The 13,603-nt window shown below is 66.3% G+C and carries 11 protein-coding genes; 6 read left to right on the forward strand and 5 right to left on the reverse strand.

The window, feature by feature from the left end:
* Positions 1–11: 11 nt before the first annotated feature.
* Both PIB44_RS11230 and PIB44_RS11235 read left to right on the forward strand, forming a co-directional pair.
* On the forward strand, positions 12–1,139 hold the full coding sequence (locus PIB44_RS11230; RefSeq protein WP_278069435.1) for a cupin domain-containing protein: 1,128 nt from the start codon (positions 12–14) through the stop codon (positions 1,137–1,139).
* Between the two features lie 12 nt (positions 1,140–1,151).
* Positions 1,152–2,063 carry a fumarylacetoacetate hydrolase family protein gene (locus PIB44_RS11235; RefSeq protein WP_253122683.1) on the forward strand — a complete coding sequence of 304 codons (912 nt, stop codon included), beginning with the start codon at positions 1,152–1,154 and terminating at the stop codon, positions 2,061–2,063.
* A 65-nt stretch (positions 2,064–2,128) separates the two neighbouring features.
* Here PIB44_RS11235 and PIB44_RS11240 read toward each other — a convergent pair whose 3' ends face one another.
* The 4 genes from PIB44_RS11240 to PIB44_RS11255 all read right to left on the reverse strand — a co-directional run bounded on the left by PIB44_RS11240 (position 2,129) and on the right by PIB44_RS11255 (position 5,911).
* Positions 2,129–2,530, reverse strand: a complete 402-nt coding sequence (locus PIB44_RS11240) for an acyl-CoA thioesterase (protein ID WP_278069436.1) — start codon at positions 2,528–2,530, stop codon at positions 2,129–2,131.
* Positions 2,527–2,994 (reverse strand): MarR family winged helix-turn-helix transcriptional regulator, encoded by a 468-nt coding sequence (locus PIB44_RS11245; protein WP_278069437.1) that lies wholly within the window; start codon positions 2,992–2,994, stop codon positions 2,527–2,529. The genes PIB44_RS11240 and PIB44_RS11245 overlap by 4 nt, the downstream gene beginning before the upstream one ends.
* A 38-nt stretch (positions 2,995–3,032) precedes the next feature.
* Positions 3,033–5,336, reverse strand: coding sequence for a bifunctional salicylyl-CoA 5-hydroxylase/oxidoreductase (locus tag PIB44_RS11250; RefSeq protein WP_278069438.1), 2,304 nt, complete (start codon positions 5,334–5,336; stop codon positions 3,033–3,035).
* 98 nt (positions 5,337–5,434) lie between these two features.
* Positions 5,435–5,911 (reverse strand): MarR family winged helix-turn-helix transcriptional regulator, encoded by a 477-nt coding sequence (locus PIB44_RS11255; protein ID WP_278069439.1) that lies wholly within the window; start codon positions 5,909–5,911, stop codon positions 5,435–5,437.
* A 122-nt stretch (positions 5,912–6,033) separates the two neighbouring features.
* On the opposite strand from PIB44_RS11255, the gene PIB44_RS11260 reads away from it, so the two are divergent.
* From PIB44_RS11260 to PIB44_RS11270, 3 genes are read left to right on the forward strand one after another with little or no spacing between them, the layout of a single operon-like run.
* Positions 6,034–6,819 carry a cyclase family protein gene (locus tag PIB44_RS11260; RefSeq protein ID WP_278069440.1) on the forward strand — a complete coding sequence of 262 codons (786 nt, stop codon included), beginning with the start codon at positions 6,034–6,036 and terminating at the stop codon, positions 6,817–6,819.
* Between the two features lie 6 nt (positions 6,820–6,825).
* Positions 6,826–8,967: a ferredoxin family protein gene (locus PIB44_RS11265; protein ID WP_278069441.1), complete on the forward strand. Its 2,142-nt coding sequence runs from the start codon at positions 6,826–6,828 to the stop codon at positions 8,965–8,967.
* 6 nt (positions 8,968–8,973) lie between these two features.
* The gene (locus PIB44_RS11270; protein WP_278069442.1) at positions 8,974–10,455 is read left to right on the forward strand and encodes an indolepyruvate oxidoreductase subunit beta family protein; all 1,482 of its coding nucleotides are present in this window, start codon (positions 8,974–8,976) and stop codon (positions 10,453–10,455) included.
* 511 nt (positions 10,456–10,966) lie between these two features.
* Here PIB44_RS11270 and PIB44_RS11275 read toward each other — a convergent pair.
* Positions 10,967–12,769: a metallophosphoesterase gene (locus PIB44_RS11275; RefSeq protein ID WP_278069443.1), complete on the reverse strand. Its 1,803-nt coding sequence runs from the start codon at positions 12,767–12,769 to the stop codon at positions 10,967–10,969.
* Between the two features lie 152 nt (positions 12,770–12,921).
* Between PIB44_RS11275 and PIB44_RS11280 the strand changes: the two genes are divergently transcribed.
* On the forward strand, positions 12,922–13,452 hold the full coding sequence (locus PIB44_RS11280; protein ID WP_278069444.1) for a phosphonate degradation HD-domain oxygenase: 531 nt from the start codon (positions 12,922–12,924) through the stop codon (positions 13,450–13,452).
* Positions 13,453–13,603: the final 151 nt, after the last annotated feature.

A 13,603-nucleotide genomic window follows, 5' to 3' on the forward strand; every position in this document is an offset into this window, starting at 1 on the left:
GGAGAGGGGTCATGACGAACCGTTTCGACCAATACCGCGAGGACGTCATCGGCCGCGCCAACGTCGCCGACACCCCCGAACTGGTGGACTACTATCGCCGCCTCTCGGAGCTGGGAACCGGCGCCCTGTGGACGGTGGCCAACAAAATCGAGCCGTGGGAGCCGGTCTCGACCTCCGTCCCCATGCTGTGGCGCTACGCCGACCTGCGCGACCATGTGCTGAAGGCCCTGGATCTGGTCACGCCGGAACAGGCGGGGCGCCGCGTCGTCTATCTGGAGAACAAGGGGCGGGCCGACGTGGTCGCGGCCGTGGGCTGGCTCTATTCCGGCCTGCAGGTGATGAAGCCGGGCGAATGCGCCTCCAGCCACCGCCACAGCGCCTCGGCCCTGCGCTTCATCATGGAAGGGCGCGGCGCCTTCACCAACGTCGACGGGCACAAGATGACGCTGGGGCCGAACGACTTCGTGCTGACGCCCAACGGGACCTGGCACGAGCACGGCGTGGCCGAGGACGGCGAGATCTGCATCTGGCAGGACGGCCTCGACATCCCGATGATGAACGCGCTGGAGGCCAACTTCTACGAGGTCCACCCGGACCTGAACCAGGCGGTCTCCTTCCCCGTCGACGACAGCACGGCGACGTGGGCGGGCGCGGCCCTGCGCCCGGCCTCGACGCCCTGGAACAAGCCCTATTCGCCGCTGCTGAAGTATGAGTGGGGACCGACCTACGAAGCCCTGCAACGCTTCGCCGCCGTCACCGACGGCAGCCCCTACGACGGCGTCCACATGGACTACGTCAACCCGACCACGGGCGGGCCGGTCATGCAGACCATCGGCGCCTCGATGCAGATGCTGCGCCCCGGCGAACGGACGAAGGCCCACCGCCAGACCGGCAGCTTCGTCTATCAGTGCGCCAAGGGTCAGGGCTATTCCATCATCAACGGCCGCCGGTTCGACTGGCGCGAGCGGGACATCTTCGTCGTCCCGGCCTGGATGTATCACGAGCACGCCAACGCCTCGGACACCGAGGACGCCTGCCTGTTCGCCTTCCACGACCTGCCGGTCATGCGCGCCCTGGGCCTCTATCGCGAAGAGGCCCTGGCCGAGAACGGCGGCCACCAACCCATCCTCTCCGAATAGGACTTAAAACCCATGCGTCTTGTTACCTATCGCGCCAGCGTCGAGGCCGAGGCCCGGCTGGGCGCCATCGACGGCGACCTGGTCGTCGACCTTGAAAAACTGGGCCAGGCGCGCGGCGTCGCCCTGCCCTCGACCATGCTGGCCTTCATCGACCTGGGCCCTCAGGCGGTGTCGGCGGCGTCGGCCCTGATGGCCGAAGCCAAGGGCCTGTATCCGGTCGGCGTCGCCTCGCCTCTGTCGAACGCGAAGCTGCTGGCCCCTATTCCGCGCCCGCGCAAGAACATCTTCGGCATCGGCCTGAACTATACGGAGCACGTCGCGGAATCGGCCAAGACGCTGGACACTTCGGCCGACCTGCCGCGCGAGCCGGTGATCTTCTCCAAGCCGCCGACGACCGTGGTCGGGCCGGGCGACCCCATCGTCCACAACGCCGCCATCACCCAGCAGCTGGACTGGGAAGTCGAACTGGCGGCGGTGATCGGCTCGACCGCCAAGGGCGTCAGCCGCGAGGACGCGCTCAAGCACGTGTTCGGCTATACGGTGCTGATCGACGTCAGCGCCCGCGACTGCCGCCGCGCCGGTCAGTGGATCTACTCCAAGGGCCAGGACAGCTTCGCCCCAATGGGACCCTGCATCGTCACGGCGGACGAGATTCCCGACCCGCAGACGCTGGATCTGACCCTGTCGCTGAACGGCGTCCAGAAGCAGAGCAGCAACACGGCCTACATGCTGTTCAAGGTCGATGAGCTGATCGCCGACATCAGCAAGGGCATCACCCTGGAGCCCGGCGACATCATCGCCACCGGCACCCCGGCAGGCGTCGGTGCCGGCATGGACCCGCAGGAATGGATGTGGCCCGGCGATACGGTCGAGGCCGAGGTCGTCGGCATCGGCAAACTGCGCCATCCCGTCGTCGCCGCCTGACGACAAAGAAACCCGCCCCGGCGCAGCGCCGGGGCGGGCTTTTCATTTCAGGGACTGGGCGAGGCTCAGGTCTTCGCCAGACCGTCGCGAACGTCATCCGGCCAGGGCGTCGAGCGCCCTTCAGCCAGGATCATGCAGACCAGCACCCCCTCGGCCGTCATCCTCACCTCGTCGCCGCAGGCCACCGTATAGGCCACGGCGCAGCTGGATCGGCCGACCGATTTCACCTCGATGGTGATGTCCAGTTCATCGCCCAGGCGGCTGGGCGCCGCAAACCGGCTGTCCAGGCTGACCGTGGGCACGCCCAGGCCGCGCGTCAGGTGCAGTTCGGCGAAATCGACGCCCAGGCCTTCGGCGAACCAGTCCTCGACCGCGCCGTTCAGCATCTCGAAGTAGCGGGGGTAGAAGACGATGCCCGCAGCATCGACGTGTGCGAAACGCACCTTGCTCCGCGTCGTGAAGCTCATGTGTGAAGGTTCTCTCCGATCGACGCCTTGACCTTGGCCAACAGGGCGTGAAGCTGTTCCAGATCATCGGGCGCCACGTCGGACAGCGCCTGATGGATCCACGCATGGTGCGCCTTGGCCAGCACGTTGAAGCTGGCCTGCCCGGCCGCGCTCAGCCGCACGATGGACGATCGGCGATCTTCCGGGTCAGGGCTGACCACGACCTGACCTGCATCCTGAAGCTGGCGCACGATGGCCGTGACGTTGCCGTTGGACACCAGAAGGGCGCGCGACAGCTGCCCCATCGTCCGCCCCTGCGGATGACGGTCCAGCGCCGCCATCACGTCGAAACGCGGCAGGGTGGTGTCATATTGCTCCGCGAAGCCGCGCCGCAGGCTCTTTTCGATCGTCATGGTGCAGCTCAGCATCCGCAGCCACGCCCGAACGTCGATCGGCCCCGCGCCGCCGTCATGCTTCTCGCGCATGGCACGCGACTCCTCTGCGAAACGCCCGGCCGCCCCGGTCAGGCCCTAACGCCATCTGCGGCGCTTCGGGCCTGTCGCGCAAGCTGGTCGAAACCGGCGCGATAGACGCTGGGCGTCGGATGCTCGCGGCGGCCCGCGGCGGCCGCCGCCTTGAGGGTCCAGGCCGGGTCCAGCAGGTGCGGGCGCCCCAGGGCGACAAGGTCCGCCCGCCCTGCCGCCAGGATGGCGTTGGCCTGATCCGCCTCGGTGACGGCGCCGACCGCCAGGGTGCGAACGCCTGCCTCATTGCGGATGCGGTCGGACAGGGGCGTCTGATACATCCGGCCGGTGACAGGACGCGCGTCCGGATGCGTCTCGCCGGACGAGACGTCGATCAGGTCCGCCCCGGCCGCAGCCAGCCGCCGGGCGATCTCAACCGCCTCATCCGGCGCCAGCCCGGCCTCGCCCATCCAGTCCTCAGCCGATATCCGCACCAGAAGCGGCTTGGCCTCAGGCCAGACGGCGCGGACCGCTTCCACCACCGACAGCGGGAAGCGCAGACGCCCGTCCAGGTCGCCGCCGTAGGCGTCCTGGCGATGGTTCATCAGGGGGGTGATGAAGCTGGACAGCAGGGTCCCGTGCCCGGCCTGAATCTCGAGCACGTCAAAGCCCGCCGCCTCCGCCCGGCGCGTCGCGGCGACGAAGGCGTCGCGCACAGCGTCCATCCCGGCTTCATCCAGAGCGGCGGGAACGAGGCCGCCCTCGGCCCAGGGCCGATCCGAAGCCGCCACCAGCGGCCAGGGCTGATCCAGAGGCGTCGTCGCCGGGCGGCCGCCCTGCGGCGCGGCGCACGCGCCGCGCGGACCCGCATGGCCGATCTGGGCGCAGGTAAGGGCCTCTCCCCCGGCATGGATCAGGGCGTTGATGCGCGCCCAACCCGCAATCTGATCGTCGTCATAGAGACCGGCGCAGCCCGGCGTGACCCGGCCCTCAGGGGACACGGCCAGCATTTCGGTCATGAGCAGACCCGCGCCGCCCAGCCCTCGCGCGCCATAGTGGGCCAGGTGGAAGTCCGTCACCCGCCCCTGAGCATCAGCCTGATAGGTCTGCATCGGCGCCACGACGATCCGGTTGGACAGTTGCGCCTCGCGCAGGCGCAGGGGGGCGAACATCGGCGGCGTCCCCGCCCCTGCGCCTGCCTTGTCGGCGAACCAGTCCTCGACCCGCCCCAGCCAGGGACCGTCGCGCAGACGCAGGTTCTCGTGGCTGACCCTCTGGCTGCGGGTCAGCAGGGCATAGGCGAACTGCTCGGCGTCGAAATCCGCATAGCGGTCGATATTCTCGAACCATTCGGTCGAGTTGCGCGCGCTGTTCTGAATTTTCAGCACCTCGACCTGGCGCTCGTCGCGATAATCCTTCAGCGCCTGCGTCAACGCCTGTCGGTTATCGAGGCCCGGCCGGTCCAGCACCTCGGCCAGCTTGATCGCATCCTCCAGCGCCAGCTTGGTGCCCGATCCGATCGAGAAGTGCGCCGTGTGCGCGGCGTCGCCGAGCAGCACCACATTGTCGAAGGACCACTGGCCGCACAGCACCCGTCGGAAGTTGATCCAGGACGCCGAGCCGCGCAGGTGCGCCGAATTGCTCAGCAGCGGATGGCCTTCCAGATGGCGCGCGAAGATCCGTTCGCACGCCGCCAGCGTCTCTTCCTGGCTCATGTCCTCGAAGCCCAATCCCGCCCAGGTCTCAGGCGAGCATTCGACGATGAAGGTTGAATGGGTCTCGTCGAACCGATAGGCATGCGCCCAGATCCAGCCCGCCGGGGTCTTCTCGAAGATGAAGGCGAAGGCGTCGAACAGCTTCCGCGTGCCCAGCCAGGTGAACTTGTTCCGGCGCGTCTGGATGTCGACATCGAAACGGTCGGCGTAGCGGGTGCGGATGCGGCTGTTCACCCCGTCGGCGGCGACGATCAGATCGAAGTCGGCGTAAGACGCCAGGTCATCGCCGAATTCGGTCTCGAAATGCATAACGACGCCCAGCTCGGCCGCCCGAGCCTGCAGAATCTGCAACAGCCGCTTGCGCCCTATGCCGATGAAGCCGTGGCCAGAAGACACCTCCGTGCGGCCATCCAGCGCTACGGCGATGTCGTCCCAATGCGCAAAGCTGTCCCGGATCCGACCCGCGCTGACCGGGTCGTTCGCTGTCAGATTGGTCAGCGTCTGGTCCGAAAAGACGACGCCCCAGCCGAAGGTGTCTCCGCTCCGGTTGCGCTCGAAGACATGGATGTCGTGCTCCGGGTTCCAAAGCTTCATCGAGATGGCGAAATAGATGCCGGCGGGACCGCCGCCAAGACAAGCAACACGCATGAGACGCCTCCAGTTGCTTTAGGTCTAAAATAAATGAAGACGGCAGGCAAGCGGTTCATCTCCGTCGCCGACACGGCGCCGGATCGCGCGGAAGCGTCTTAGTCCGTCATGACTTCCAGGTTGGCGTTCAGTCGTCCAAGCAGCGTCAGCAGCCGCTCAGCATCCCGCTCGGAGAATCCGGCCAGCGCCTGACGATAGACGGGCGCCATCAGGACCCGGGCCTGCGCCAACCGCTCGCGGCCCGCCTGCGTCAGACTGACGTCGATCACCCGTGCGTCCGCCGCGCTGGTATTGCGCGAAACCAGCCCGGCGTTGGTCATCCGCTCCACGATCCGCATCATGGTCGACAGATTGACCACGCCCGCCCGCGAAATCTGACCGATCGAACGCGGCGCCTGCTCGCCCAGGATCATCAGCACCCGCCATGTCGGGATGTCGACGTCGATCTTTCGCAGTTCGCGCTCGATGATCAGGTTGTAGCGGCTAAGCACCATGTTCACCTGGTAAAAAGGGTAGCGCTCCAGACGGAACTCTTCCGAACCGGGGTCGCCTGTCCGGCGCGTTTGCTCAACCACGGCGCCGCCCCTGCCCGCACAGGGCCCCCGCCGGATCAGCGTCGGCGCTCAAGAAATTAGTTGCAGATGCAAGTTTCTTCGGCAAGGCTTGATCCTGAGGAAAAGGAAAAGGGGAGGGACGAATGTCCGTATCTGCACAAGCTCTGTCGCAAATCGCGACAGGCATCGCCAGCGGTGATGTCAAGGTCGTCGACCTGACGCAAACCTTGTCGGAAGACACGCCGACGCTGGTGCTGCCGCCGCCGTTCGGCCAATGCGCGCCGTTCAGCCGCCAGGAAATATCCCGCTACGACGAGCGCGGCGTCGCCTGGTACTGGAGCAATTTCACCGTCGGCGAGCACACGGGCACCCATTTCGACGCGCCCGCCCACTGGGTCACCGGCAAGGACCAGCCGGCCGGCACCGTGGACGTGGTGCCGCCGTCCGACCTGATCGCCCCCGCCGTCGTCATCGACTGTTCCGCTGAGGCCGCCGCCGATCCCGACTTCCTGCTGGAGCCCACCCACATCGAGGCGTGGGAAGCTGTTCACGGCCGCATCCCGCCGCGCAGCTGGGTCCTGTTCCGCACGGACTGGTCCAAGCGTGATCCGGAGGCCTATGTGAACCGCCGCGAAGACGGCGCCCACACCCCCGGACCGTCGGTCGCGGCTGTGCGCCTTCTGGTCGAAGAGCGCGACGCCCTGGGCTTCGGCGTCGAAACCATCGGCACGGACGCCGGTCAGGCGCACCTGCTGGAGCCGCCCTACCCCGCCCACGCCCTGTTCCACGGCGCCGGCCGCTATGGTCTGCAATGCCTGCAGAACCTGGACGCCCTGCCGCCGACGGGGGCCGTGGTGATCGCGCCGCCGCTGAAGATCCGAGATGGATCGGGCAGCCCTCTGCGCGTTCTGGCTCTGGTCGCGGGCTGATCCAAGATGGCCGAGCGTTCCTTCAAGTCGGAAGTCCGCAAGCTGACCGCCGGTGAAGGCGACGTCTTTCACGGCGAGGGCATCCTCGCCGTGACCAAGGCGCTGCTGCAATCCGGGGTCGCCTATGTCGGCGGTTATCAGGGCTCGCCCATCAGTCACCTGATGGACGTCTTCGCCGATGCGAACGACCTGCTTGAAAGCCTGGACGTTCATTTCGAGGCCAGCGCCTCGGAAGCCACGGCGGCGGCCATGCTGGCCGCCTCCGTCAACTATCCGCTGCGCGGGGCCGTGGCCTGGAAGTCGGTCGTGGGCACGAACGTCGCCTCCGACGCCCTTTCCAACGTCGCCTCGGGCGGGGTGACGGGCGGCGCCATGATCATCGTCGGCGAGGACTATGGCGAAGGGTCCTCCATCATGCAGGAGCGCACCCACGCCTTCGCCATGAAGTCGCAGATGTGGCTGCTCGACCCGCGCCCCAACCTGACCAGCATCGTCGACATGGTCGAAAAGGGCTTCGAGCTTTCCGAGGCCTCGCACACGCCCGTCATGCTGGAGCTGCGCGTGCGCTCCTGCCACATGACCGGAAGCTTCGTCGCCCGCGACAACCGCCGCCCGCCCCTGACCGTGGCCCAGGCGGCGGCCGCGCCCGTGCGCGATGTGGAGCGGATCGTCCTGCCGCCCGCCAACTTCCTGCATGAGGTCGAGAAGGTGGAGAAGCGCTGGCCCGCCGGCATCGCCTTCGTGCGCGACAACAAACTCAACGAGACCTTCGGCCCGAACGAGGGCGACGTCGGCCTGATCGTCCAGGGCGGCCTCTACAACAACCTGAACCGGGCGATGGAGCTGCTGGGCCTGGCCGACGCCTTCGGCGACAGCGCCCTGCCGATCTACTGCCTCAACGTCACCTATCCGCTGATCCCCGAAGAGGTGACGGACTTCTGTCGCGGTAAGAAGGCGGTCCTGATCATCGAGGAAGGCCAGCCCGAGTTCATCGAGCATGAGCTGAACACCTTGATCCGGCGCGCGGGCCTTGAGACCCGCATCGTCGGCAAGGGGCCATTGCCGCGCGCGGGCGAATACGCCGCCCACGTCATCCAGGAGGGGTTGAAGAGCTTCCTGGAGGAATGGAGCCCGAAACACGCTCCAGCGCCCGCACCGGTTTCCACCGCCCCGACGCCTGCGGCAGTCGCAAATCTGGCCGCCGAGGTTCCTGCACGCCCTGCCGGTTTCTGCACCGGCTGCCCGGAGCGCCCGATCTTCACCGCCATGAAGATGGTCGAGCGCGAACTCGGCCCGTCGCACGTGTCGGCGGACATCGGCTGCCACCTGTTCTCCATCCTGCCGCCGTTCAACATCGGCAATACGACGATGGGCTACGGCCTGGGCGCCGCCGGGGCTTCGGCCTTCAAGCCGAAGGACAAGCGCGCGATCGCCATCATGGGCGATGGAGGCTTCTGGCATAACGGCCTGACCTCAGGCGTCGGCAACGCCGTGTTCAACAAGAACGATACCGTCACCTTGGTCGTCGACAACGGCTATTCGGCCGCGACCGGCGGCCAGGACGTGCTGTCTTCGCGGGCCGACAACAAGGCGCGCAGCACCCGCAACCCGATCGAGAAGGCGGCGCGCGGCGTCGGCGTGGAATGGGTGCGCTCCATCGACCGTACCTATGACCTGAAACGCATGAAAGGCGCGCTGAAGGAGGCGCTGACCAGCCCGGAAAAGGGCCCCAAGGTCATCATCGCCCAGTCCGAATGTATGCTGAACAAGCAGCGGCGCGAGAAGCCCCTGCTGCGCAAGGCCGCTCAGGCGGGACGGCGCGTCTCTCAGGACCGCTTCGGGGTGGATCCCGACACCTGCACCGGCGACCACAGCTGCATCCGGCTGTCCGGCTGCCCCTCCCTGTCGATCAAACCTAATCCCGATCCGCTACGGCGCGATCCGGTGGCCCATGTCGACAACTCCTGCGTCGGCTGCGGCCTGTGCGGCGAGGTCAGCCACGCCGCCATTCTGTGCCCCAGCTTCTACAGGGCGCGGGTGGTGACCAACCCGGGACGCTGGGAGCGCTTCGTCAACGAACTGCGCCAACGCATCATCACGACTCTCCAGCGGGGCGCCGAGCGCCGCCTGGCGGCACGAGCTTTCTAAAGAACCATGACACAGCAAAGAGATCGTCTCTGCATCGCCATTCTGGCGCTCGGAGGACAGGGCGGCGGCGTGCTGGCCGACTGGATTCAAAGCGTCGCCCGCAGCCAGGGGCGACTGGCCCAGGGCACCTCGGTCCCCGGCGTGGCCCAGCGCACGGGCTCGACCGTCTACTATGTCGAACTGGCGCCCATGCCCGCCGACGGGCGCGCGCCTGTCCTGGCGCAAATGCCGACCCCCGGCGACGTCGACGTGGTCATCGCCTCCGAGCTGATGGAGGTCGGCCGCGCCATGGTGCGCGGCTTCGTCAGCGCCGAACGCACGACGCTGATCGGCTCGACCCATCGCATCTACGCCATCTCCGAGAAGTCGGCGATGGGCGACGGACGCGCCGACAGCAGCAAGATTCTCGAAGCCGCCGCCAAGCGGGCGCGCCGCTTCGTCGGCTTCGACATGGACGCCGCCTCCGCTCGCTCCGGCAGCGTCATCAGCTCGATCATGTTCGGCGCCTTGGCGGGCAGCGGCGCCCTGCCCTTCCCGCGCGAAGCCTTCGAGGAGGCCATCCGCGCCAGCGGCGTCGCGGTCGACAGCAACCTGAAGGGCTTCGCCGAGGGGTTCGACGCCGCCCGTCAGCCGGTCGCGGCGCCCGACGAGCCAGCGGTTCCGACGCCTGAACCGACCACGCCCTTCGGCCAGGCCCTGGCGGCGCGGATTCGCGCCCGACTGCCCGCCGTCGCGCACAGGAACGCCCTGCTGGGGGTTCAGCGCCTGATGGACTATCAGGACCAGGCCTACGCCGCCCTCTATCTGGAACGGCTGGAGCGGATCGCGGCGCTGGACCAGCCGCCGCACGCCCTGACCACAGAGACGGCCGCCGCCCTGGCGCTTTGGATGGCCTATGACGACACCATCCGGGTGGCCGACCTCAAGACGCGCGCCTCCCGCGCGGCTCGCGTGCGCGGCGAAGTACGCGTCAAGAACGACCAACTCCTCAGCGTCACCGAGTTCATGCACCCCCGTCTGCGCGAGATCTGTGAAACCCTGCCCGCCCCGATCGGGCGGCGCCTCCTGCACAGCGCCGCCGCCGAAAAGCTGCTGGGACGCTTCTTCACCAAGGGCCGCCATGTGGAGACGACGCGGCTGCGCTGGTTCCTGATGCTAAGCCTGCTGGCCGCCATGCGTCCGTTGCGTCGCAGTTCCCTGCGCTACCAGGAGGAGCAGCAGCGCGTAGAGGAATGGCTCGCGGAAATCGAGGCTCGGGCGCCGTCGCAACCGGATGTCGCTCTCGAAATCGCGCGATGCCAGAATCTGATCAAGGGCTATGGCGAGACCTTCGACCGCGGCCTGTCCAGCTACGCAAAAATCCTAGGCTTCATTCGCTCAAGCACCCCCGCCGCGAACGACATAGCAGCCCTCCGCTACGCCGCATTGGCTGACGAAGAGGGAATCACGCTCCGTGCCGAATTTGATCGGCTAGCGACTTGCCTCTGAGTTTCCATTCAGCGGCGCCCGTCCTTAGATTAGTTACGCCTGGCCGCGTGGGGTGAGCAACAGGACGGACTGCGGCCTGCTTAAGCAAGCGGGCCACGACGAGATAAGGCCGGGCCGGGGTCGGCTGCACCCTGACAGGCTTCACCGCAGTTCGAACTTTTTCAGGGACAGCCTGCGGAATAGCCCCGCGGCGCTGCCTTATGATCGAATCTGTCAGGTCTAGAGAGGGCATGGGTCAGCAAAAACCGCCGGAGCATGAGCGTCGGGGGTTTTTGTATTTGGCTGCGGGAGCTCGCAACGCTCACCATAGCATAAGCAGCACAATGGACATTCCTGCGTAGCCCGAAGGCGCTGAATCTCGGCACCCATGACGACCACCTAGGAACGGTCAGCAATGCGCCATGAGCGGTCATTAACGCCAGCGCGTGAAGCGGACATGGGCGTGGCTTACCACGCAGCCGTTCGCAGTGCGCCAGCCTGACCGTTATTCGCAGCAGGAAGGTCGGTCGCTTCATCTTTTCGTCAGCGCGAAGCGATCGCGGGAACGGCCTTCGATATCGATCATCTCGACCTCGATCCGGTCTCCGGCCCCTCGCAACATGACGTAGTGGTGTGTCCGGGCCGTCTTGGCGCTGAAGGTCGGCTTGTTCGGCGCGAAGTCTTCCAGATTGCCGCCCATGCCGCCGACCTGAACATAAGTGACGCCGTTTTCGAGATCGACCGCGCCCTGCGTCATCGGCCAGGTGCGCTCATAGGCGTGCAAGTGGCCGTAGATGACCAGATCCACGCCATGGCGTTCGAAGATCGAGGTGAATTCGCGCTGCATCGCCTCGCTGCCGTAGGTTGTGCGGGCGGCCCAGCTGTCGCCGTGATCGTCTTCATCGCTGGTGAAGACGTCATGGTGGTGCATGGCGATCTTCCAGCGGGCGGTGGAGCGAGCCAGAGCCTGCTCCAGCCAGGCGGCCTGTCGCGCGCGGAAGCCGGGCTTCCGCTCCTCGCTACCCTCCAGATTGCTGTCGAGGATGAAGAACTCGACATCCCCGTAGCGGTGGCTGAAATAGGCCTCGTCGCCTGGCTGACGATGGTAGCGGCGGAACCAGTGCTGCTCGCCCTCGCCGTTGCCGGGGGCGGTGATGACCGGCACGCGCCCGAACAGACTGCCCATGCCCAGGAAGTACTCGTGCGTCCACTGATAGCGGCGATCAATATCGCCGCCGTCGGTCAGATCGCCGGCCAGCAACAGCAGATTCGGCCGCTCTTCCCAGATCAGCTGGCTCATGCGGTTGTTGATATGGGGGCGCGCCTCGGTGTCGGCCGAGACGGCGATGACGAAGGGCGCTCCGGGCAGCGGCGCCGAGCGGAACGACAACAGGCCCGAATCCAGCGCCCGCCCGTCCTCGGTCGAGGCCGTGACGCGATAGAAATAGGGCGTATCGGCCTTCAAACCGTCCAGCGTCACGCCGCCCTGACGGTCCTCTTCGGCGGTGGGAACCTCGATGCGACGCATCTGAGCTTCCGTCTCGCCCCAGGCGACAGCGAAGCGAGCTGGACGATCCGTCTCCCACGACAGCTGGATATCCTGTGTCGACGGGGCGTTCAGATAAGGCGGCTGGGTGAAGTGGAAGGTCTCCGCGTTCAAGCGGCCCTGATCGACCAGGGCGGCGCGGGCGGCGAAGGCGGCTTCGACCTCTGCCGCGCTGAGAGCGCGGTCATGCACCGCTGCGCCGCGCACAAGATCCGGCAGGGACATATAGGGTTCGGCCTCCAGGTATGCCGTCAGCGCCAGCGAGCTTTCCGAGGCGCCGGTCATGCGCGCCGAAGTCGATCCAGCAAGGACGCCGTTGACGTAAAGGCGCCAGGCGTCGCCCTGACGCACCCCCACGACGTGTCGCCAGACGTCTTTGTAGTCAGGAGCGTCGACCATGGCCACGCCCGCCGGGCCAAACGAGGCCTGGCCGTCGCGATAGGACAGCAGCCAGGGCGTCGCGCCGTTCGCGCCGTCCGGCGTCAGGACAGCGGCGACCGGGTGATTCACATGGTCCAGAATCCACATCTCGACGGTAAAATCGCGTCTGGAATCAAAAGCCGTTTCCAGGTTCCGGCGCTCCGTCGGCGCCATGTCGTTGAACCGCATGGAACTTGCGGACGGGGTCAGCTTCGCTATCGGCGAAGGCGTGTCCGCACGCTGCGGTCCTGCACCGCGCGGCAATTCATAGCGCGGCGTGAAATCCCAGGCCTGGCCTTGCATCGCCTGAGCGCCAGTCGGGATCAGGCAAGCCGAAGCTAGCAGGGCGGCGATGAGCGTGCGGTTCATGACAGTCTATCCGTGGTCTTGCTGGAGACGATTTTGTGGTCTAGACCAATAAGGGTTCGCCATGACTGTTTAATGACTGGGCGGACGCAGAAACACTCCACAATAACTGATCAGCCGTTTGCGACCCCTGGTCGACGGCGAGGGCTACGCCTGTGAAGCAGATTACCGACCTCTTCGACCGCCACGGCGAGAGCCGCTACGGCGAGCACGTCAATCAGCGCGAGCATATGCTGCAATGCGCCAAGCTGGCAGAAGACGCCGGAGACACCCCGGCCATGATCGCGGCGGCTCTGCTGCATGACGTGGGACAATTCCTTGAAGGCGCGGGCGATGCGGCTGAGGATCACGGCTACGACGCAGCTCATGAGAAGCTGGGTGAAGCCTTTCTATCTCAATGGTTTTCTGAAGAAGTGACGGCCCCGATCGCCTTGCACGTCGCCGCCAAACGCTATCTGTGCGCCGTTGAGCCAGGCTATCTTGAAGCCCTGAGCGGCGCATCGGCGCTGAGCCTGAGCCTTCAGGGCGGACCGTTCAACAAGGCGGAATGCGCGGCCTTTGAGGCGCACCCTTTTTTCAAGGAGGCCCTTCGCCTGCGCCGCTATGACGACCTAGGCAAGCAGCCCGGCGTTATTACGCCTGATGTCTCGCATTATATCGACATCATCCGGGCGACATTGAAATAGTAACACGCATACGTCCGAAGTCGGACAACAATACTTATATATGCAAACATTCTAACTATGGATGTTTTGTGTAGATCAAAGCAACTGGTTTACACCAGTTTGGCTTGCGGCTACCCCGCCCTCGTCCGCCGATGCGGACGGGGGACGGCCC

Source organism: Brevundimonas sanguinis, assembly GCF_029636725.1.
GTDB classification, from domain to species: domain Bacteria; phylum Pseudomonadota; class Alphaproteobacteria; order Caulobacterales; family Caulobacteraceae; genus Brevundimonas; species Brevundimonas sanguinis.

Coding starts and splice junctions, on each gene's coding strand:
- PIB44_RS11230 (WP_278069435.1), top strand. CDS start 12: ATGACGAACCGTTTCGACCAATACCGCGAGGACGTCATCGGCCGCGCC.
- PIB44_RS11235 (WP_253122683.1), top strand. CDS start 1,152: ATGCGTCTTGTTACCTATCGCGCCAGCGTCGAGGCCGAGGCCCGGCTG.
- PIB44_RS11240 (WP_278069436.1), bottom strand. CDS start 2,530: ATGAGCTTCACGACGCGGAGCAAGGTGCGTTTCGCACACGTCGATGCT.
- PIB44_RS11245 (WP_278069437.1), bottom strand. CDS start 2,994: ATGCGCGAGAAGCATGACGGCGGCGCGGGGCCGATCGACGTTCGGGCG.
- PIB44_RS11250 (WP_278069438.1), bottom strand. CDS start 5,336: ATGCGTGTTGCTTGTCTTGGCGGCGGTCCCGCCGGCATCTATTTCGCC.
- PIB44_RS11260 (WP_278069440.1), top strand. CDS start 6,034: ATGTCCGTATCTGCACAAGCTCTGTCGCAAATCGCGACAGGCATCGCC.
- PIB44_RS11265 (WP_278069441.1), top strand. CDS start 6,826: ATGGCCGAGCGTTCCTTCAAGTCGGAAGTCCGCAAGCTGACCGCCGGT.
- PIB44_RS11270 (WP_278069442.1), top strand. CDS start 8,974: ATGACACAGCAAAGAGATCGTCTCTGCATCGCCATTCTGGCGCTCGGA.
- PIB44_RS11275 (WP_278069443.1), bottom strand. CDS start 12,769: ATGAACCGCACGCTCATCGCCGCCCTGCTAGCTTCGGCTTGCCTGATC.